This is a genomic window from Methylopila turkensis, from assembly GCF_027922325.1.
Classification (GTDB): Bacteria; Pseudomonadota; Alphaproteobacteria; order Rhizobiales; family Methylopilaceae; genus Methylopila; species Methylopila turkensis.
The window spans coordinates 719229-737111 of record NZ_BSFL01000001.1; the positions used below are offsets into that span (position 1 = coordinate 719229).

General features: G+C 69.4%; 17 protein-coding genes. 10 read left to right on the forward strand and 7 right to left on the reverse strand.

Annotated elements, in window-relative coordinates; translation table 11 throughout:
• The first annotated feature begins 25 nt into the window (after positions 1 to 25).
• The 4 genes from PKE78_RS03365 to PKE78_RS03380 are packed head-to-tail and all read left to right on the forward strand — an operon-like array spanning position 26 to position 4631.
• The gene (locus tag PKE78_RS03365) at positions 26 to 1915 is read left to right on the forward strand and encodes a TRAP transporter permease (RefSeq protein ID WP_271199424.1); all 1890 of its coding nucleotides are present in this window, start codon (positions 26 to 28) and stop codon (positions 1913 to 1915) included.
• Positions 1916 to 1927: 12 nt separating this feature from the next.
• Positions 1928 to 3433, forward strand: a complete 1506-nt coding sequence (locus tag PKE78_RS03370) for a chlorohydrolase family protein (RefSeq protein ID WP_271199425.1) — start codon at positions 1928 to 1930, stop codon at positions 3431 to 3433.
• On the forward strand, positions 3418 to 4062 hold the full coding sequence (locus PKE78_RS03375) for a UbiX family flavin prenyltransferase (RefSeq protein ID WP_271199426.1): 645 nt from the start codon (positions 3418 to 3420) through the stop codon (positions 4060 to 4062). Before PKE78_RS03370 ends, PKE78_RS03375 begins: the two co-directional genes overlap by 16 nt.
• Entirely contained in the window at positions 4059 to 4631 is a 573-nt protein-coding gene (locus PKE78_RS03380) for a TIGR02444 family protein (RefSeq protein WP_271199427.1), read from the forward strand. The genes PKE78_RS03375 and PKE78_RS03380 overlap by 4 nt, the downstream gene beginning before the upstream one ends.
• A 64-nt stretch (positions 4632 to 4695) precedes the next feature.
• Here the strand turns inward: PKE78_RS03380 and PKE78_RS03385 are convergent, their stop codons facing one another.
• From PKE78_RS03385 to PKE78_RS03410, 6 genes are all read right to left on the reverse strand, one after another.
• Positions 4696 to 5745, reverse strand: coding sequence for an Ldh family oxidoreductase (locus tag PKE78_RS03385; protein ID WP_271199428.1), 1050 nt, complete (start codon positions 5743 to 5745; stop codon positions 4696 to 4698).
• On the reverse strand, positions 5742 to 6722 hold the full coding sequence (locus PKE78_RS03390) for a phosphoglycerate dehydrogenase (RefSeq protein WP_271199429.1): 981 nt from the start codon (positions 6720 to 6722) through the stop codon (positions 5742 to 5744). Before PKE78_RS03390 ends, PKE78_RS03385 begins: the two co-directional genes overlap by 4 nt.
• A gap of 10 nt (positions 6723 to 6732) precedes the next feature.
• Positions 6733 to 7617, reverse strand: a complete 885-nt coding sequence (locus PKE78_RS03395; protein ID WP_271199430.1) for a dihydrodipicolinate synthase family protein — start codon at positions 7615 to 7617, stop codon at positions 6733 to 6735.
• 76 nt (positions 7618 to 7693) lie between these two features.
• Positions 7694 to 8683: a Bug family tripartite tricarboxylate transporter substrate binding protein gene (locus tag PKE78_RS03400; RefSeq protein WP_271199431.1), complete on the reverse strand. Its 990-nt coding sequence runs from the start codon at positions 8681 to 8683 to the stop codon at positions 7694 to 7696.
• A 59-nt stretch (positions 8684 to 8742) separates the two neighbouring features.
• Entirely contained in the window at positions 8743 to 9873 is a 1131-nt protein-coding gene (locus tag PKE78_RS03405; protein ID WP_271199432.1) for an iron-containing alcohol dehydrogenase, read from the reverse strand.
• Positions 9870 to 10736 (reverse strand): IclR family transcriptional regulator, encoded by an 867-nt coding sequence (locus PKE78_RS03410; RefSeq protein WP_271199433.1) that lies wholly within the window; start codon positions 10734 to 10736, stop codon positions 9870 to 9872. Before PKE78_RS03410 ends, PKE78_RS03405 begins: the two co-directional genes overlap by 4 nt.
• A 246-nt stretch (positions 10737 to 10982) precedes the next feature.
• Here PKE78_RS03410 and PKE78_RS03415 point away from each other — a divergent pair, with 246 nt between their 5' ends.
• The 4 genes from PKE78_RS03415 (at position 10983) to PKE78_RS03430 (ending at position 15106) form a co-directional block, all read left to right on the forward strand.
• The gene (locus tag PKE78_RS03415) at positions 10983 to 12014 is read left to right on the forward strand and encodes a 2-keto-3-deoxygluconate permease (protein WP_271199434.1); all 1032 of its coding nucleotides are present in this window, start codon (positions 10983 to 10985) and stop codon (positions 12012 to 12014) included.
• Between the two features lies 1 nt (position 12015).
• Positions 12016 to 13266 carry a four-carbon acid sugar kinase family protein gene (locus PKE78_RS03420; protein WP_271199435.1) on the forward strand — a complete coding sequence of 417 codons (1251 nt, stop codon included), beginning with the start codon at positions 12016 to 12018 and terminating at the stop codon, positions 13264 to 13266.
• Entirely contained in the window at positions 13263 to 14261 is a 999-nt protein-coding gene (gene pdxA / locus PKE78_RS03425) for a 4-hydroxythreonine-4-phosphate dehydrogenase PdxA (RefSeq protein WP_271199436.1), read from the forward strand. The genes PKE78_RS03420 and pdxA overlap by 4 nt, the downstream gene beginning before the upstream one ends.
• Positions 14262 to 14344: 83 nt before the next feature.
• A complete protein-coding gene (locus tag PKE78_RS03430; RefSeq protein WP_271199437.1) occupies positions 14345 to 15106 on the forward strand; it encodes a DeoR/GlpR family DNA-binding transcription regulator in 762 nt (253 codons plus the stop codon).
• 55 nt (positions 15107 to 15161) lie between these two features.
• Here PKE78_RS03430 and PKE78_RS03435 read toward each other — a convergent pair whose 3' ends face one another.
• The gene (locus PKE78_RS03435) at positions 15162 to 15812 is read right to left on the reverse strand and encodes a TetR/AcrR family transcriptional regulator (RefSeq protein ID WP_271199438.1); all 651 of its coding nucleotides are present in this window, start codon (positions 15810 to 15812) and stop codon (positions 15162 to 15164) included.
• A 142-nt stretch (positions 15813 to 15954) separates the two neighbouring features.
• Between PKE78_RS03435 and PKE78_RS03440 the strand changes: the two genes are divergently transcribed.
• Entirely contained in the window at positions 15955 to 17037 is a 1083-nt protein-coding gene (locus PKE78_RS03440) for a putative urea ABC transporter substrate-binding protein (protein WP_271199439.1), read from the forward strand.
• A 26-nt stretch (positions 17038 to 17063) separates the two neighbouring features.
• Entirely contained in the window at positions 17064 to 17882 is an 819-nt protein-coding gene (locus PKE78_RS03445) for an ABC transporter permease (protein WP_271199440.1), read from the forward strand.
• Position 17883: the final 1 nt, after the last annotated feature.

Here is a 17883-nt window from a genome sequence, read left to right on the forward strand (position 1 = left end):
GGCGCGGGTCTGCGGGAGAGACGCGATGATGCTGTCGGGGCGCCATGCGCGGGTTCTGGTGGGGGTGATCGCGGTCGCGCTGACCGTGACCCAATTCGCCCCGCTGGCGATCGGCCGCAACCTGTTCGAGATCTCGATGCTCGGGGTCCACGTCGGAGCGACCACCGCGATCGCCTATCTGATCTTCGGATGGCGGTCGCGGCGCGGGCCGGACGATCCGGTCTCGCCTCTCGATCTCATGTGCGCGGCGCTCGCGATCGCCTGCGCGGTCTATTTCTGGTTCCAGGGCGCCCGAGTGTCCGAGCGCATCGAGGGCGTCGACGAGGTCTTCACGGCCGACTACGTGTTCGGCCTGGGTCTGATCGCCCTGCTGCTGGAGGCCTGCCGCCGTGTCGCCGGCAACGTGCTGATGCTGCTGTCGGCCGCCTTCATCGCATATGTCTTCGTCGGCCCCTATTTGCCGGGGCCGCTCGGCCACAGCGGCATGTCCCTGATGCGCTTCGTCGATTTGCAGGTGCTTTCGACGCAAGGCGTCTTCGGCACGCCGATATCGGCCTCGGCCAACATGGTCTTCTACTTCGTGATCGTCGGCGCGTTCCTCGAGCGGAGCGGCGCAGGCCACCTGTTCGTCGACCTCGCCTATTGCGTCACCGGCCGCGCCTGGGGCGGGGCCGCCAAGGCCTCTGTGGTGTCCTCCGGCCTGTTCGGCACGGTGTCCGGCAGCGCGGTCGCGAACGTCCTCGTGGACGGCGTGATCACCATCCCACTTATGAAGCGCACGGGCTTCTCCAAGGACTTCGCCGGCGCGGTCGAAGCCACCGCCTCGACCGGCGGGCAGCTCGCCCCGCCCGTGATGGGAGCGGCCGCCTTCATTCTCGCCGACATCGTCGGGGTCAGCTACGGCAGCGTCGCCTATGCGGCGATCGTGCCGGCCGTTCTGTTCTATTTGTCGCTCTATGTGCTGATCGACGCCTATTCGCGCCGCCACGGCTTTGCTCCGAACGCCGAACTGCCGGTCTCGGCGGCGCTGCGGGGACTGCGCGAGCGCTGGCACATCCTCGTGCCGCTCGGCCTGATGATCTACCTGCTCACCGCGCAGTACTCGCTGATGCGCGTCGGCGCCGTCAGCCTCGCGGCGATCGTCGTGATCAGCTGGGTGCGGGCGTCGACCCGGATGGGCCTCAAGGACATCTACGAGGCGACGGTCGCGGGCGCGCGCGGCGCGGCCGAGGTCGCGATTCCGTCCGCGGTCGCGGGCATCATCGTCGGCGTGCTGGTCCACACCGGCATGGCGCTGCATCTCGAACGCTGGATCCTCGAAATCGCCGGCGGCTCCCTGCTGATCTCGCTCGTCGGCGCGATGCTCCTGACGCTGATCTTCGGCATGGGAATGCCGACCGCCGCCGCCTACATGGTCGCAGCGATCCTCGTCGGACCGGCGCTGCAGAATCTCGGCGTGCCGGGCCTCGCGGCGCACCTCTTCATTTTCTACTTCGCGGTGCTTTCGATGGTGACGCCGCCTGTCGCGCTCGCGGCCTATGCGGCCGCGGGCATCAGCGGCGGATCTCTCTGGAACACGGGCCTCATCGCTTTCGGCATCGCGGTGCCCGGCTTCATCATCCCGTTCGCCTTCGTTTTCGACCAGGGCATCCTGCTCGATGGCGAGGCGCTGCATGTCGTCCGCACCGTCGGCACGGCCATGGTCGGCGTCACGGCCACCGCCGCCGCCTCGGGAGGCTACCTGTTCGGCGCGCTCGCCCGTCCGCTCCGCTTCGTCCTGTTCGCAGCCGGCGTCATGCTGATCGCGCCGAACCCGACGACCGAGCTGCTCGGCGCGGGTCTCGGCGGCGCGATCCTTGTCTGGCAGCTCCGGTTCGCCAGCCGGGCCCGCCGCTCCATCGTCCAGCCGAGCTGAGGTCGAACGCAGATGCGCACCAAGATCGACGCCGGCTGGCTCGTCGCCCACGAGAAGGGCCGTCATGTGCTCATACGTGACGGCGAGCTCGTCTTCGAAGGCAATCGGATCGTGTTCGTCGGCCGCGGCTTCGAGGGCGAGATCGACCGCACGATCGACGCCGGCGGCCGGCTCGTTTGCCCGGGGTTCATCGACACCCATGTCCATTCCGGACATCGCGCCTCGCATCGGCTGATCTCGGACGCCGGTCGGCCGATGTATTTCGGCCAGCCCTTCCTCGAGATCAGCGTTCCGCGCGAGGGCGCGACCGTGAAGGGCGACCCGCGCTACCTGAAGCATGGCGACGCAGGCGCGGAGGCCGCCTTTCAGCTCAACGCCCGCTTCACGGTGGCCGAGCTGCTGAGGAACGGCGTCACCACCTTCGTGGAGTTCGGCAGCCAGCTGAAGGTGCAGGACGCGCTCCTGGCCGAGGTGACGCGGCTCGGGACCCGCGCCTATCTGGCGCCCGGCTTCGATTGCGGGCGCTGGGTCGGCGACGAGCGCGGCCGCCTGAAGCGCACCCGTGACGACCGGCTTGGCCTCGACGGGCTCAAGACCGCGCTCGATTGGATCGCAGCGCATGACGGCGACGCGGACGGCCGCGTCCGCGGCATTCTCGTCCCGCGCGAGGTCGAGACCGCGAGCGTCGAGCTTCTGCGCCGCACGCGCGAGGAAGCCGACCGAGCGCGCCTTCCGATGGCGACCCATGCGGCCTACAGCGTGCTCGAGTTCCATGACATCGTGCGCGAGCACATGATGACGCCGATCGAGCTGCTCGACAGTCTCGGCATGCTCCGTCCCACGCTGAACATCGGCCACGGCAACTTCATCGCCGACAATCCGAACCTCAATTACGCCCGGCCGCAGGACCTCAAGCTGATGGGCGACGCCGGGGTCTCGATCTCGCACTGCCCGATCAACATCGTGCGACGCGGCCGCACGCTCGACAGCTGGAAGCGCTACCGCGAGGCGGGCGTGAACATCTCGATCGGATCGGACACCTATCCGCGCGACATGATCATGAACATGCGCACGGCCTCCTATCTCGGGAAGCTCATGAGCCACAGCTATCTCGCCGCGACCGCCGGCGAGGCGTTCGAAGCGGCGACGCTCGGCGGCGCGATCTCGGTGGGGCGAGACGATCTGGGACGGCTCGAGCCCGGCGCGCTCGCCGACATCGTGATCATCGACCTCGCTGGCCGCAATTCGCTGCGCTACGGTCCTGTGCGCGACGCGGTGAAGAGCGTCGTGGAATGCGGCGTCGGCGACGACGTCGACACCGTGATCGTCGATGGCGTGGTGCGGATGGAGAACGGCGTCATACCGGGCGTCGACGTCAGCGCGCTGATGGCCGAGGCGCAGGCCGCGGGCGAGGCGGTCTGGGACTCGCTCCCCGACTGGGACCCGCTCGGCCGCTCGGCGGAGGAGGCCTGCCCCTGGTGCTATCCGGAGCGCCGTTTCGAATGCGCGCCGGCGTGATGGCGGCAAGCCAGCTCCCGATCGTCATCGGGATCAGCGGCGCGTCCGGCGCCATGCTCGGCGTGCGCGCGCTCGAAGTCTTGCGCGAGCTCGGCGTCGAGACGCATCTCGTGATGAGCCGCTCCGCGCAGGTGACGCTGGCGCAGGAGACCGACCTCCGCCTTGCGGACCTCAGGGCGCTGGCGAGCGAGTTCCACAGCATCGAGAACGTCGGCGCCTCTATCGCGAGCGGCTCCTTCCGCACGGCGGGAATGCTCGTCGCGCCCTGTTCGATCCGCACGCTCTCCGAGGTCGCGACCGGCGTCACCTCCACCCTGCTGACGCGCGCGGCCGACGTGGTGCTGAAGGAGCGCCGCCGCCTCGTGTTGCTCGTGCGCGAGACGCCGCTCCATCTCGGCCATATCCGCAGCATGGCGTCCGTCACGGAGATGGGCGCGATCGTGATGCCGCCTGTCCCGGCCTTCTACGCCCGCCCGCGGACGATCGACGATATGATCGACCACACGGTCGGCCGCGCGCTCGACCTGTTCGGCCTCGACGCGAAGCTGTCGAGAAGGTGGTCGGGTGTGACGAAAGCGAGGCGCGGGACGCCCGCGACGACGCCGCGCCTCGACGCGGAGGACGCGTGAACGACGCTCCGGCGAGCGAAGCGCGGGAGCCGGACGATCCGCATTGGCGTTTCGCGCTGGCGGTCTATTCGCGCCCGGGCGTCGCCCCGGCCTGCCTCGCCCTGCAAGATCGCTTCGGCGTGGACGTCAACGTCCTGCTGGTCGCGCTCTACGCTGCGACGCAACGCGGACTCGCGGTCGGCCAGGAGGAGATCGCCGCGTTGGATCGCGCCGTCGCGCCGTGGCGCGCGGTCGCGGTCGCGCCGCTTCGGTCCATCCGGCGCGCGTTGAAGTCGTTCTCCGACACGCCCCGTCCCGAGGACGTCCAAACGCTGCGCGGCCAATTGCAAAAGCTCGAAATCGAAAGCGAACGGCTGGCGCAGTCCATACTCGCGGCGGCGCTGCGCGAGTTCGGCGCCAAGAGCGGCGACCGCGGCGCAGCCGACGTTCTTACGGCAACGTTGGCGTACTACGCTCCGACCGCCGTCCCCGACCAGGAGACGTTGCGGGCGTCCTCGATCATCTGCAACGCGGCTGAGAACTACGTCGACATATCATCCAGCGCTAACGCGCCTGGAAGCTGTTCCTGATACTGCGACCGAGAGTTGTTCCGCGCCGGTCTCGACGGACGCGGCGATACTGTAAATTCGCGCCTCAGATCGCGGTCGGCGTTCGAACGCCCAGCCGAGCCGCGTGCGGCTCCAGCGAGGCGAGGATCCCGTCGTGGAGCGCGACGCCGTTCGCGAGCGCCTCGCGCTTGCGCTTCAGCGCCGCCTCTCCCGGCAGCCGCACCGCGTTGACGCCCGGCCGCGGCGGGTTGGAGCGGCAGGCGTCCGCAAGCCAACCGGTCTGGCGCAAGAACGCCTCACGACCGCCGAACGCCTCCGGATCGTAGACCTGCACGGTCACCGCGGCGTTGGTGCCCTTCAGCGCGTCGGCGCGGCCGTAGCCCGCCAACCCTTGCGTCACCGCCTCGACGTGCAGCGCCATGCCGTAGCCCTTTTGGCCGTGGTCGAGCCCGCCGGTCGGCAGCAGCGTGCCACCCTCGGACATCACTTTTGGGTCGCGCGATGGGACGCCGTCCTTGTCCATCAGCCAGTCGTGCGGGAACGCTTCGCCGGCCTTGAGCAGCCGCTGGCTCATGTTGACCGTCGTGATCGAGGCCGAGATGTCGATCAGGATCGGGTCGCCAGGCGTGGGGACGCCGTGGGCGACGGGATCTGGCGTGTACAGCCCCTTCAGTCCGCCGAACGGCGCGACCTGCGCGCCGGAGGGGCTCGAGCTCGCGATCGTGACCATAAGGCCCTGCTCCGTCGCGATCGGCAGATAGGCCGCAAGGCAGCCGATGTGGTGGCTGTCGCCGATGACGATCGTGGCCGCGCCATGGGTCTTGGCGCGCTCGCAGCCGAGCTTGACGGCCTCCGCGGTCAGCCATGCGCCCGGCAGGCGCCGCCCGCGCCAGCACACCGCCGCGCCACGATCGGAGACCACGTTCGGCGCGCCGGATTTGGTCATCACGCCGTCCGCGACCGCGTCGAGATACCAGGCGGCGAGCGCGAGGCCGTGGGTGGTGTGGCCCATCAGGTCCGCCTCGACCAGATAGGTCGCGACAGCCTGCGCCTTGTCGGTCTCAAGACCGGCGGCCGAGAACAACGCCTCGGCGTACGCGACCAGCTCCTCGGCGAGGAAGCGGGGCGCGGTCACGCCGGCGCTCCCGTGCGCTCGAACACCTGCGGGTTGAGCACGCGGGCCGGGCGACCGCCGGCGATCAGCGTCTCGATGTCCTCGATGTTCATCAGCCCTACGCGCTCGACCGACTCGACCGTGTCGGCGCCGGTGTGCGGCGTGAAGACGACGCGCGGCTGGCGGAAGATCGGGTGGGAGACGTCCGGCGGCTCGACCGCATAGGCGTCGATCCCGGCGCCCGCGAGTTTCCCCGCGGTGAGCGCCGCGTCGAGGGCGTCGAGGTCGACAACTTCGCCGCGTGCGAGATTGAGCAGGCAGGCTGTGGGCTTCATGAGCGCGAGGCGCTCGGCGTTGATCAGCGCGGCGTTGTCGGCCCCGCCGAAGACGTGGAGCGAGACGTAGTCGGAACGTTTCAGAAGTTCGTCGAGCTCCACGATCTCGACGCCGTGGCGGCTTCCGAAGTCGCGGTCCGGATAGAGGTCGGAGGCCACGACCGTCATGCCGAGACCTAAGGCTTTCAGCGCGAGCGACCGGCCGATCGCGCCCAGGCCGACGATCCCGAGCGTCTTGCCGCCGATCTCGCTGCCGACGACGCGGTTCCAGCCGCCGGTGACGACGCCCTGGTGGCCCGCCGGGATGTTGCGGGCGAACGCGAACATCATGCCGATCGCGAGCTCCGCGACCGCGGCCGCATTCGCGCCTGGCGTGTTCAGCACCGGAACGCCGTGCGCCGTGCAGGCCGCGACGTCGATGCTGTCGACCCCGACGCCATGCTTCAACACCGCCTTGAGCTTGGGCGCGGCGCCAAGCGTCTCCTCGGTCACCCTGACGAGGCCCGCGACCAGGAAATCGACGTCAGCGAGATGCTCCGAGAGGCCCCCGTCCGGCTTCGTCACGTCGACGCAGCGAACGAAGGTCCAGCCCTTCTGCGCGAGCTTGTCCGGCACGGCGCCGTAGCGGCCGAAGCCGGGCGAGGTGGTGGCGACGACGGTCATCGGGCGCTCCTCAGACGAGACCATGGGTCTTCAGCAGGGCGGCGATCTTCTCGTCCTGCTCGGGGCTCGGCGGCAGGGCCGGCTGGCGGCTCGCGCCGACGGAAGGGTCCATCAGGTAAAGCGAGCGCTTCACCAGCGCCGGCGGGTAGCCGAGCTTGTAGAGGTCGGTGCGGAAGGCGGTGAACTTCGCCTGCGCGGCCTCGGCTTTCGCTAGGTCGCCCGCGTTGTAGCCTTCGGCGATCTCCGCCAGCACCTTGGGCATGACGTTGCCAAGGCCGGAGATGCAGCCCTTGGCACCGTTCTGGAACGCCCAGAGCACGAGCGAGTCCGGGCCGGAATAGACGTCGAAGTCACCTTCCGCCTTCGAGACTTCGAGGTAGGCCTCGAGCGTCGCCTGCTGGCCGCCGCTGTCCTTGATGCCCGCGATGTTGCCGTGGCGGGCGAGGACGCGCGCGGTCTCGGGCTCGATGTGGTTCTGGGTGCGGGCCGGGATGTCGTAGAGATAGACAGGCGTCTTCACGGCGTCGGCGACCGTCGAGAAGTGCCGGATCAGTCCGTCCTGCGTGCATTCGATGAAGAACGGGGTGATGACCGCGATCCCGTCGACGCCGATGCGGTCGAACTCGCGCGCGAGCTTCACCGTCTCGTAGGTCGCGGGCATCCCCGCGTTGACGATGACGCGGGCCTTGCCGCCGGCCTCCGCCACGACCTCCTCGGTCAGCCGCACCTTCTCCTCGAAGGTGAGCGCGGTGAAGTCGCCGTTGGTGCCGGCGCACATGATGTGGTTGCCGGCCTCGACCTGCCGGCGCACCTGCGCGCGGGTGGCGCGGAAGTCGATCTCCTCGGCGTCGTCGAAGCAGGTCACGAGGGCGACGAAGGTTTCGCGGGCGGTCATGGGTCTCTCGGAAGGATCGCGGGACAGGGAGGCCGTCGTCCCGGCGCTTCGGCCGGGACGAAGGCGGTCGTTCAGCTCACTCGGGCTTCACGCCGGCGGTCTCGATGACCTTGCTCCACTGCCCGGCCTCCTCGCCGATCAGCTTCGCGAAGGCCTCCGGCGACGTGTGCATCGGCAGCACGCCAAGCTCCTCGAACCGCTTCTGCGTCTCGGGACGCTCCATGAAGGCGTTGATCTCTTTGGCGTAGGCCTCGATCAGCGGCTTCGGGGTCTTCACCGGCGCGAGAAAGCCGTGCCAGGCGACGGCCTGGAAGCCCGGAACCGTCTCGGCGACGGTCGGCAGATCCGGCGCGACCTTCAGGCGCTCGGCGGTCGCGGTTCCGAGCGCGATCAGCTTGCCCGACTTGATGTGCGGCCAGAGCAGCGGCGCGTTGTCGAAGGCGATGTCGATCTGTCCGGCGATCAGATCCGGCATCATCTGGCTTGAGCCCTTGTAGGCGACATGCGTCATCTTCGTGCCGGTGCGCTGCATGAACAGCTCGCCGGCGAGATGCTGCGTGGTGCCGACGCCCGACGAACCGAACGAGACCTTTTCAGGATTGGCCTTGAGGTGGTCGATGAGCTCCTGGACGGTGCGGGCCTTGATGCGGTCCGGGTTCACGACCAGCAGGTTCGGCACGAGCGAGATCTGGGTGATGGGCGCGAGGTCGCGCAGAGTCTGGTACTGGATCCGGTCCTTCAGCAGCGTCGGATGGATGGAGAGGTTCGAGGTCGAGGCGATCGCGATCACCGAGCCGTCGGCGTCGGAGCGCGCCAGCCGTCCGAGCGCGAGCGTGCCGCCCCCGCCGCCGACGTTCTCCGCCACGATCGGCTGGCCGGTGACCTTGTTCAGGTGGTCGCCGATCATACGGGCGAAGATGTCCGCGGTGCCGCCGGCGGTGAACGGCACCAGCAGCGTGATGGGCCTCTTCGGCCAGTCGCCTTCGGCCGCGTGCGCGGACGACGTCAGGGCGAGCGAAAGCGGCGTCGCGAGCGCGAGGCCCGCGACCAGCAGGGATTTCAACATTGGGCGTCCTCCAGGTTTGATCCGCGGCCGTCCGGCCGCGTCGTGACGACGGCCGCTTCTCAGGCGGCCTTGGCGTAGATCGCGAGGATGTCCCCGCGGCTCATGTCGCGTGGGTTGTTGTCGAGCAGCCGGCGGATGGCGTGGGCCTCCGTCGCCATGGTTTCGAAGTCGTTGTCCGGCACGCCGAGCGCGGACAGCCGCATCTCGACGCCAAGATCGGAGCAGAACCGGTAGGCGCCCGCGAATGCGGCCTCGGGATCGGTCGCGCCGTTCAGGCCGAGCGCCTCAAGCACCAGACCGGTCTTCTCCGGAACCGCCGGGGCGTTGAACGCGAGCGTGTGCGGGAAGATCAGCGCGCAGGCGAGGCCGTGAGCGACGTGGTGGCGCGTGCCCAGCGGATAGGCGACCGCATGGCCCGCGGTCGTGTTCACCGGCCCGAGGCAGAAGCCGCCGTAGAGCGAGGCGAGCGAAAGCCCGACGCGCGCCTCACGGTCCGCCCCGTCGGCGACCGCGCGGGCGAGGTAGCGGCCGACGAGCCGCGCGCCTTCGAGCGCATAAGCGTCGATGATCGGATGCGCCTTCTTGGAGGTGAAGGCTTCGACGCAATGCGCCATGGCGTCGACGCCGGTCGCCGCGGTGACGGCTGGCGGAACCGTCATGGTGAGGTCGGGATCGACGATCGCAAGATCCGCCAGCATGTGGCGGCTCTGGACCGCAAGCTTGTTCTTGGTCTCGGGGTCGGTGACGAGCGAGCGTGTCCCGCCCTCGGAGCCCGTGCCGGACGTCGTCGGGATCTGGATGAGCCCGACGGTGCGGCCCGAAACCTTCTCCGGCCCGACGACGTCCTTCAGTGTCTGGCCCGAGCCCGGCAGCACGGCCACGAGCTTGGCGAGGTCCATGGCGCTGCCGCCGCCGAAGCCGATCACGACGTCGGGGCGGGCTTCGGCGGCGAGCGCAAGCGCCTTGTCGAGGTTCGGCGCGTCGGGCTCGGGCTTCACCTCTCCGAAGACCGCGACGGCGCCGCACAAGCCGAGGAGGTCGACGCGGGCGGCGTTGAAGGGGTCGGCGACGACGAGCGGACGCGTGTAGCCGCGCTCGGCCACATAGGCCCTGAGCCCGGCGAGCATGCCGGGGCCGAAGTATATCCGCGCGGGGCGCAGGAGCTCGATCGGGGCGACGAGCGAGGTCATGACCATCCTCCGGCGGGCGGCACCGCGATCGCGCCCAGAGACAGGCGCGCGGCGTCCGAGAGCGCGCCTGCGATGCGGATCGCATGGGGCGCGGCGACATCGACGAAATCGTCGACGCTCATGCGCTCTGCGCGGATCGTGAGGCTGACGCCCGCGACCGCGAGGCCCTCGGCGTCGAAGACGGGGGCGGCGACGGTGCGTAGCCCGTAGGCGTTTTCGCCGTCCGAGACCGCGAAGCCGCGCGCCCGCACCTCGTCGAGGCGGGCCGTCAGCGCGTCGAGGTCGATCAGCGTCCGCTCCGACAATTTCACGCGCGGGGCGGCGTCGAGATGCGCGATCTGCGCATCCCGCGGCAGATGGGCGAGGATTGCGTGGCCGAGCGCCGCGGCGTAGGCGCCGGTGCGGCTGCCCGGGCGACGGCTGACCGGCTGCGGGCCGGACTGCTCGATCCGCGCGAGATAGACCACGTCGCCCTCGTGCAACGCGCCGAACGAGGCGCTGTCGGAGACCGACGGCACGACGTCCGCGAGCAGCGGGCGGGCGTGGAACGGCAGGTCGCGCTGGCTGAGGGCCGTGAAGCCGAGCTCCAGGCATTTGAGCGTCAGGCGAAACTTCCGCGTGCCCGCCACCGGCGCGAGATAGCCGAGCGCCGCCAGCGTGTGGGCGAAGCGGAACGCCGCTCCGCGGTCAAGCCCGGCGCGCTTCGCGATCTCGGCGCCTGTCAGCTCGGCGGCGTCGGGGCCGAAGGCGCTCAGGACCGCGAACGTCTTGGCGACGCTGCCGACGAAGTTCTTCGCATCGCCGGACGCCGCCGATCGTCCGGCCGCTGCGGGGCGGGCGTCGACGTCAACGCTTTCGCTCATCTCGTCCTCCCAATGGCCCGGCGCCTTGGCGGCGCTCGTATGTTCGGAATGCGAACTTATGCTCGCTATATTCATTAGGATGGCGGGGAGATCTTGCGCTGTCAAACCCTTCCTGCGCAAAACGCGCATAAGGATTGACGATCTGCGCATTTCGGGCGATCACGCAGTGAGACTGGGCCGTCCGTGCGCGTTCGGCCTGCAACGCCAGACAAAACATGCGCGAAACGCGCAGACAGGGAGGCTGACATGCAGGTGCCGATCAAGCGGGCGATCGAACGCGTGCCCGGCGGCATGATGGTGGTGCCGCTGCTCCTGGGCGCGTTGATCGCGACCTTCTTTCCAGGCACGCCCAAGTTCTTCGGGTCGTTCACAGGCGCGCTGTTCTCCGGCGCGCTCACGATCCTCGCGGTGTTCTACGTCTGCATGGGCGCCTCGATCGACTTCCGCGCCACCCCCTACATCGTGAAGAAGGGCGGCACGCTGCTCGTGACCAAGGTCGGCATCGCGGTGGTGCTCGGCGTGGTGTTCGGCCAGTTCCTCGGCGAGGCTCCGGTTTCGGCCGGCATGTTCGCCGGGCTTTCCACGCTCGCGATCGTCGCCGCCATGAACGACACGAACGGCGGCCTCTACATGGCGCTGATGGGCCAGTACGGCCGCCCGCGCGACGTCGGCGCCTACACCATCATGTCGCTCGAGAGCGGCCCGTTCTTCACCATGATCACGCTGGGCGTCGCGGGGCTTTCGGCCTTTCCCTGGCAGACCATGGTCGGCGCGATCCTGCCGCTCGTCGTCGGCATGATCATCGGCAATCTCGACCGCGAGATGCGCGCCTTCCTGTCGAAGGCGGTGCCGGTGATGATCCCGTTCTTCGCCTTCGCGCTCGGCGCGGGGCTTGATCTGTCGAAGGTCTGGCAGGCGGGCCTGCTCGGCCTCGCCATGGGCGTCGGCGTCGTGGTGGTGACGGGGGTTCCGCTGTTCTTCGCCGACCGCCTGACGGGCGGCACCGGCGTCGCGGGCGTCGCCGCGGCCTCGACCGCCGGCAACGCGGCCGCGGTGCCCGCGATCGTGGCGTCGGCCAACCCGGCCTACGCCGAGGCCGCGACGCATGCGACGGTGCTGGTCGCGGCCTGCGTGGTCGTGACCGCGATCCTCGTCCCCATCGCGACCGCCTGGACCGCGCGCGTCTTCGGCCGGCCCGAAGACCGCGACGAGGGCGAGGCGACGGAGGCCGCGGCCCCGGCCGACCCTGTTCCCACCGCCCCGACGCCCGGCCGCTGACATGGATGGGCGCTGGCTCATCCTCGCCGACGACCTGACGGGAGCGGCCGACTGCGCGATCGCCTTCGCCAAGCGCGGACGGGCGGCGGCCGTCGGCTGGGGCGCGGCGCCTGCCCCGGCCGAGCGCCCGGAGGCGTTCTCCTACGACGCCGACAGCCGCAACATGACGGCCGAGGCCGCCGCCGCACGCCACGCCGAAGCGCTCGAGACCCTGCTCGGGCCGGACCGCACGCTCTTCAAGAAGATCGATTCAACGCTGCGCGGCCAGCCGGCCGCCGAGACCGCGGCGGCGATCGCGCATCTCCGGAAGGCGGGCGCGGAGCCTTTCGGAGTGTTCGCGCCGGCCTTTCCGGGCGTCGGCCGCACCACGATCGAAGGCCGCGTGCTGGTGGCGGGCGAGGCGCTCGAGGCGACGGAGCTCTGGCGGCGGGACCACACCTATGAGAGCGCCGACCTCGTCGAGGTGCTGGCGAGCGCCGGGGTGATGGCCAAGACCGTCGGGCTCGCCGAAATCCGCGGTCCGCTCGACGGGCTGAGGGCCGCTTTCGCGCGCCTCGCGGCGACAGGCGCCGTCGCGGTCTGCGACGCCGAAATCGACGAGGACCTCGCGCGGATTGCCGAGGCGAGCCTGCCGGCCGCGCCTGGAACCTTCTTCATCGGCTCGGCCGGTCTCGCCCATGCGCTCGCCGCCGTCCAGGCGAGGCCCGGCGCCGAACCGCCGGCGGTGGACGCTTCGGCGGCGGGCGCGCTCATCGTCGTCGGCTCGCTCGCCGCGACTTCGCGCAGGGGCGCGGCGGCGCTGCGCGACGAAGGGCTTGTCGCCCATATCCCAGCCGATCCCGAGCTGCTGCTCGAAGACATGGAAGGCCGCGCAGCCCTCGGCCGCCGCGTTTCCGAAACACTCCGGGCGGGCGAGGACGTGCTGGTCGAGATCACGATCGGCGACGCGCTCGACATGCGGCTCGGACCGCGGCTCGCGTCCGGCCTCGCCGACGCGCTCCGGCCCGCCGCCGCCGTCATGAGCGGCTTCGCGGCGACCGGCGGCGAGACCGCCGCGGCGCTGCTCTCGCGCTTCGGCGTCCAGGGCATCCGGCTCGTCGACGAGGTCGAGCCAGGCGTCTCGCTCGGGCTCTCCATGGGCGCGCTGTCAGTGCCGGTCGCGACCAAGGCCGGGGCCTTCGGCGACGACCAGAGCCTCATCCGCATCGTGCGCGCGCTTCGCGCCGTCCGCCAGAAGGGATCCTTCGCATGAGCCGTCCGACGATCGCGATCACCATGGGCGATCCTTCCGGCATCGGGCCGGAGGTCATCATGAAGGCGCTGGCGCACGGGGACGTGCAGGCCATGTGCGCGCCGCTCGTCGTCGGCGACGCCGAACGGCTGCGGAAGGCCGGCGAGATCGTGGGCTCGTCGCTCACGGTGGAGGCCGTCGAGGACGCGGGCCACGTCCGCTTCGCGCCGGGATCCGTTCAGTGCGTCGACCTCAAGCTGGTGCCGAAGGACCATCCCTTCGGCGAGGTGTCGCCGGTCTCGGGCGAGGCCGCCTACCGGTACATCGAGAAGGCCGTGCGGGTGGTCGAGGCCGGCGCGGCCCAGGCGATCTGCACCGCGCCGCTCTCCAAGGAGGCGCTGCACGCCGCTGGCCACAAATATCCCGGCCACACCGAACTGCTCGCGCATCTCACCGGCACGCCGGAGGTCTCGATGATGCTGGTGTCGCCCAAGCTCCGGGTCATCCACGTCACGACCCACATCGGCCTGCTGGACGCGATCGCGAAGATCGAGCCGGGCCTCGTCGAGCGCGTCATCGCGCGCGGTCACGACGTGCTGGTGAAGGCCGGGATCGAAAACCCGAAGATCGGCGTCTGCGCCATCAACCCGCACGCCGGCGAGAACGGCCTGTTCGGCCGCGGCGAAGAGGCGAAGAAGATCACGCCTGCGGTCGAGGCGTGCAAGGCCAAGGGCTGGGACGTGCGCGGGCCGCTGCCGGCCGACACGCTGTTCTTCCTCGCGGGCCGAGGCGACTACGACATGGTGGTCGCCATGTATCACGACCAGGGCCACGGGCCGATCAAGGTGCTGGGACTCGAGGCGGGGGTGAACATCACCGTGGGGCTGCCTGTCATCCGCACGTCCGTCGACCACGGCACCGCCTTCGACATCGCCGGCAAGGGGATCGCGGACGAGGGTTCGATGGTCGAGGCGCTCCGCCAAGCGGTCGCCCTCGCGCCGAAGCGCGCGGCCTGAAGGGCCCGCGACGTTCGAGGCGATAGCCAAGACGGCGTGGAGCGGGCAATTTCTCCGGCCCACGCAATCCGGAGGCGCCCGAGGTGATCCGCAGCCGAGAACGCCGCGCGCAGCTCCTGGAGGCGCTGCGCGCCGGCGAGGCCGACGTCGAGGACCTCGCCGCTCGCTTCGGCGTCTCGGCCTCGACGGTGCGTCGGGACCTTCAGCGGCTGTCACGGGACAACGCGGTCCGGCGCACCTATGGCGGCGCGATCCTTGCGAACCATCAGCCCGAGACGACGCTCGGCGAGCGCTTCGCGATCAATAACGCCGCCAAGCGCGCTATCGCGAAGGCCGCGGCGGCTCTTGTCGAGGACGGCGACACTTTGATCCTCGACGCGGGCTCGACCGTCGTCGCCTTCGCGGAGCGGCTGCGCGGCCGAAAGCTGACGATCGTGACCAACAACCTGGCGGTGCTGCCGCTTCTCGCGGACGAGCCCGGCGTCACGCTCATCGCGCTCGGCGGCGCGTTGCGGCCGACCAGCATGGGGACCGTCGGTCCGCTCGCGATCGAGGCCATGCGGCGCATGACGGCCGACCGCGTGTTCATGAGCGCGGACGGCGTGGTGGCGGGCCGCGGCCTCTGCGAGGCGAGCCTAGAGCAGGTCGCGCTGAAGTCGCTGATGATGGCGCAGGCGCGCGAAACCGTCGTGCTCGCCGACGTGACGAAGATCGGTCGCGCCAATTGCTCGGCCTGGGCGCCTTTGCCGGCCCGATGGACGCTGGTGACCGATACCGTCGAGAAACGTGAGGAGTTTTTGGAACTCGAACGCTACGGGGCGCGCGTCGTATTCGCCGGCGGATGACACGCTGAGGCGCGTCGATTGGTCGAGGAGCCATCAGGGCTCCTCCGCGTTGCCGTCAGGGATCGAGCAAAGTCGCGACGAGGCTTTTCAGGTCGGCGATGTCGCTTGCGATGCGGTCGTCGCCGCGGCTCGACGACGCGTAGAAGATCCCGTCGAGCTGCAGGCTGATGGTTCGGGCCGTCCTCGCCACGTCCACCGTCCTGAAATGGGCGGCCGCGATCCCCCGGCGGATGCAGTCCTCCAGAAGGGCCTGCTCGAAGGCGTAGAACTGCGCGATGAGCGCGCCGGCGCCGGTCCGGTCGTCGTGCGAGGCCGAATGGTCCGACATCAGCTGCGTCATGCGCGTGACCGTCTGGGCGATCGACAGATGCATGTCGAGCCACGACATGATCTCCGCGCGGGGCGTCGTCGCGGTCTCGCGGACGGCCGCGAAGCCGGCGTAGAGCTGTTCGATCGCGTAGCCGAGAGCCCGACGGAACAGGTCCTCCTTGCTTTCGAAGTAGTGGTAGATCAACGCCGGATTGATGCCGCACGCGCCCGCGATGTCGCGCATCGTGACGTTGGAATAGTGCTTCTCGGCGAAGAGCTGCAGGGCCTGTTCGAGGATCGCCTCCGTCCGCTCTGCGGGCGCGAGCCGGCGTCGCGTAGCCGTCGCGCGCGATCCTGCGGCGCTGGTCGCCGAGCGCGCAGCCTGCGCCTTTCTCACAGGCGCCTCCCTCGAAAATGACCGGCTGACGTCACGTCACGGCGCCTCAACTTTGCGCTGCACAATAACCCGGTTCGGCGGCATATTAAACGGGCGTTTAATAGCGCCGCCATTGGGGGGCGCTGCGATCGGGGAGCCGACGATGAAGCGTTTTGCGCGGTGCGTTGCGGTGGCTGCGGCGGTCGTGCTGGCCGCCGCCGTTCAGGTCTCCCGGCCGGCCGAGGCCGCGGCCAAAAAGACCTTCAAGGTCGGCTACAACGTCTATGTCGGCTTCATGCCGCTCAATTTCATGCAGTCCTCCGGGATCATGAAGACGTGGTCCGACAAGTACGGCGTCGACGTCCAGCTCGTGCTGATCAACGACTATGTCGCGGGCGTCAACCAGTTCATGGCCGGCGATCTCGACGCGGTCGCCCTGACCAACATGGACCAGCTTGTGATGCCCGCCGCTGGCGGTGTCGACAGCTCGCTGTTCCTGATCACCGACTATTCCAACGGCAATGACGCGATCGTCTCGAAGACTGCGAAATCTGTGAAGGAGCTCGAGGGCAAGGACCTCCATTTGCTGCAGTTCAGCGTCTCGCATTACCTGCTGAACCGGGCGCTCGTGCTGAACGGCATGAAACTCTCCTCGGTCAAGACCACCAACATCTCCGACGCCGAGATCGCGGCGGCCTTCGTCACGCAGCCGGCGATGGAGCATGCGGTGGCGTGGAAGCCGATGGTGCCGGACATGGTCAGAGGCGCGAAAGGCTCCGGGGTCATCTTTGACAGCTCGCAGATCCCCGGCGAGATCATGGACGTCGTCATCGCCAAGACCCAGACGCTCAAGGATAGCCCGGAGTTCGCCAAGGCGCTGGTCGGCGCCTGGTACGAGACGCTCGGCAAGATGAAGGCCGGCGGCGCCGAGGCGGCGCCGCTCGAGACCGCGATGGCCGCCGCGCTCGGCACCGACGCGGCGGGGCTCAAGAGCCAGATCGACACCACCCATTTCTTCCTGACCGCGCAGGAGGCGGCCGACTTCCTGACCGCGCCGAAGACCAAGGACATCTGGGACTATGTCCGCACCTTCTGCTTCGAGCAGGGGCTCTACGGGCAGGGCGCCGACAGCGTGGACTCGATCGGCATCCAGCATCCCGACGGCTCCGTCATGGGATCGGCGAAGAACGTGAAGGTTCGCATCGACCCTAGCTTCACGAAGCTCGCCGCCGAAGGAAAGCTCTGAGCGGCCGGCGGCGGGGGCGGACCGCGATGCGCCGCATCATCAACTACGCGCCGTCGCCGGGCGTCGCCCTTCTGCTCGGCGCGGCGCCGTTCGTCGCCGTGGGGATGTTCTACCTCGCGGCGTCGGACGCACGGCTCGCGGTCGATGCCGCCGACAAGCTGATGCCGGGCTTGTCCGCCTTCTACGCGCAGATGAGCCGGCTGATGACGCGGGTCGATCCCGCCGTCGCCCAGCCGCTGTTCTGGTACGATACCTGGTGGAGCCTATCGCGGCTGCTGCAGGGGATTGGCTGGTCGGCGCTGATCGGGATCGTCGGCGGCATCTTGATCGGCTTCATCCCCTTCCTGCGGGCGACCTTCGAGCCGCTGATCTTCGCGCTCTCGCTGATCCCGCCGCTCGCAGTGCTGCCGATCCTGTTCATCGCCTTCGGCCTCGGCGAGACGTCGAAGCTGGTGCTCATCGTGTTCGGCATCGCGCCCTTCATCGTGCGCGACGTCGTTCTTCTGGTCGCGGCAATTCCCCGCGAGCAGATCATCAAGGCGCAGACGCTCGGCGCGTCGACCTGGCAGATGATCGTCGACGTGGTGCTGCCGCAGGCGCTGCCGCGGCTGATCGAGTCGGTCAGGCTGTCGCTCGGCTCCGCCTGGCTGTTCGTGATCGCGGCCGAGGCGATCACCGCGGAGGGCGGCCTCGGCTACCGCATCTTCCTCGTGCGCCGCTATCTCGCGATGGACGTGATCCTGCCTTACGTCGTTTGGATCACGCTGCTGGCCTTCCTGCTCGACTACGCGCTGAGGAAGCTCTCCGCCGCCGCCTTCCCCTGGGCGAAGCTCCGGGAGGCGTGAA

Bases quoted from the DNA above. Each gene is read 5' to 3' on its own strand.
- PKE78_RS03405 (WP_271199432.1), bottom strand. From the start codon at position 9,873: ATGACCTCGCTCGTCGCCCCGATCGAGCTCCTGCGCCCCGCGCGGATA.
- PKE78_RS03375 (WP_271199426.1), top strand. From the start codon at position 3,418: ATGCGCGCCGGCGTGATGGCGGCAAGCCAGCTCCCGATCGTCATCGGG.
- PKE78_RS03365 (WP_271199424.1), top strand. From the start codon at position 26: ATGATGCTGTCGGGGCGCCATGCGCGGGTTCTGGTGGGGGTGATCGCG.
- PKE78_RS03400 (WP_271199431.1), bottom strand. From the start codon at position 8,683: ATGTTGAAATCCCTGCTGGTCGCGGGCCTCGCGCTCGCGACGCCGCTT.
- PKE78_RS03410 (WP_271199433.1), bottom strand. From the start codon at position 10,736: ATGAGCGAAAGCGTTGACGTCGACGCCCGCCCCGCAGCGGCCGGACGA.
- PKE78_RS03395 (WP_271199430.1), bottom strand. From the start codon at position 7,617: ATGACCGCCCGCGAAACCTTCGTCGCCCTCGTGACCTGCTTCGACGAC.
- PKE78_RS03420 (WP_271199435.1), top strand. From the start codon at position 12,016: ATGGATGGGCGCTGGCTCATCCTCGCCGACGACCTGACGGGAGCGGCC.
- pdxA (WP_271199436.1), top strand. From the start codon at position 13,263: ATGAGCCGTCCGACGATCGCGATCACCATGGGCGATCCTTCCGGCATC.
- PKE78_RS03390 (WP_271199429.1), bottom strand. From the start codon at position 6,722: ATGACCGTCGTCGCCACCACCTCGCCCGGCTTCGGCCGCTACGGCGCC.
- PKE78_RS03415 (WP_271199434.1), top strand. From the start codon at position 10,983: ATGCAGGTGCCGATCAAGCGGGCGATCGAACGCGTGCCCGGCGGCATG.
- PKE78_RS03440 (WP_271199439.1), top strand. From the start codon at position 15,955: ATGAAGCGTTTTGCGCGGTGCGTTGCGGTGGCTGCGGCGGTCGTGCTG.
- PKE78_RS03370 (WP_271199425.1), top strand. From the start codon at position 1,928: ATGCGCACCAAGATCGACGCCGGCTGGCTCGTCGCCCACGAGAAGGGC.
- PKE78_RS03445 (WP_271199440.1), top strand. From the start codon at position 17,064: ATGCGCCGCATCATCAACTACGCGCCGTCGCCGGGCGTCGCCCTTCTG.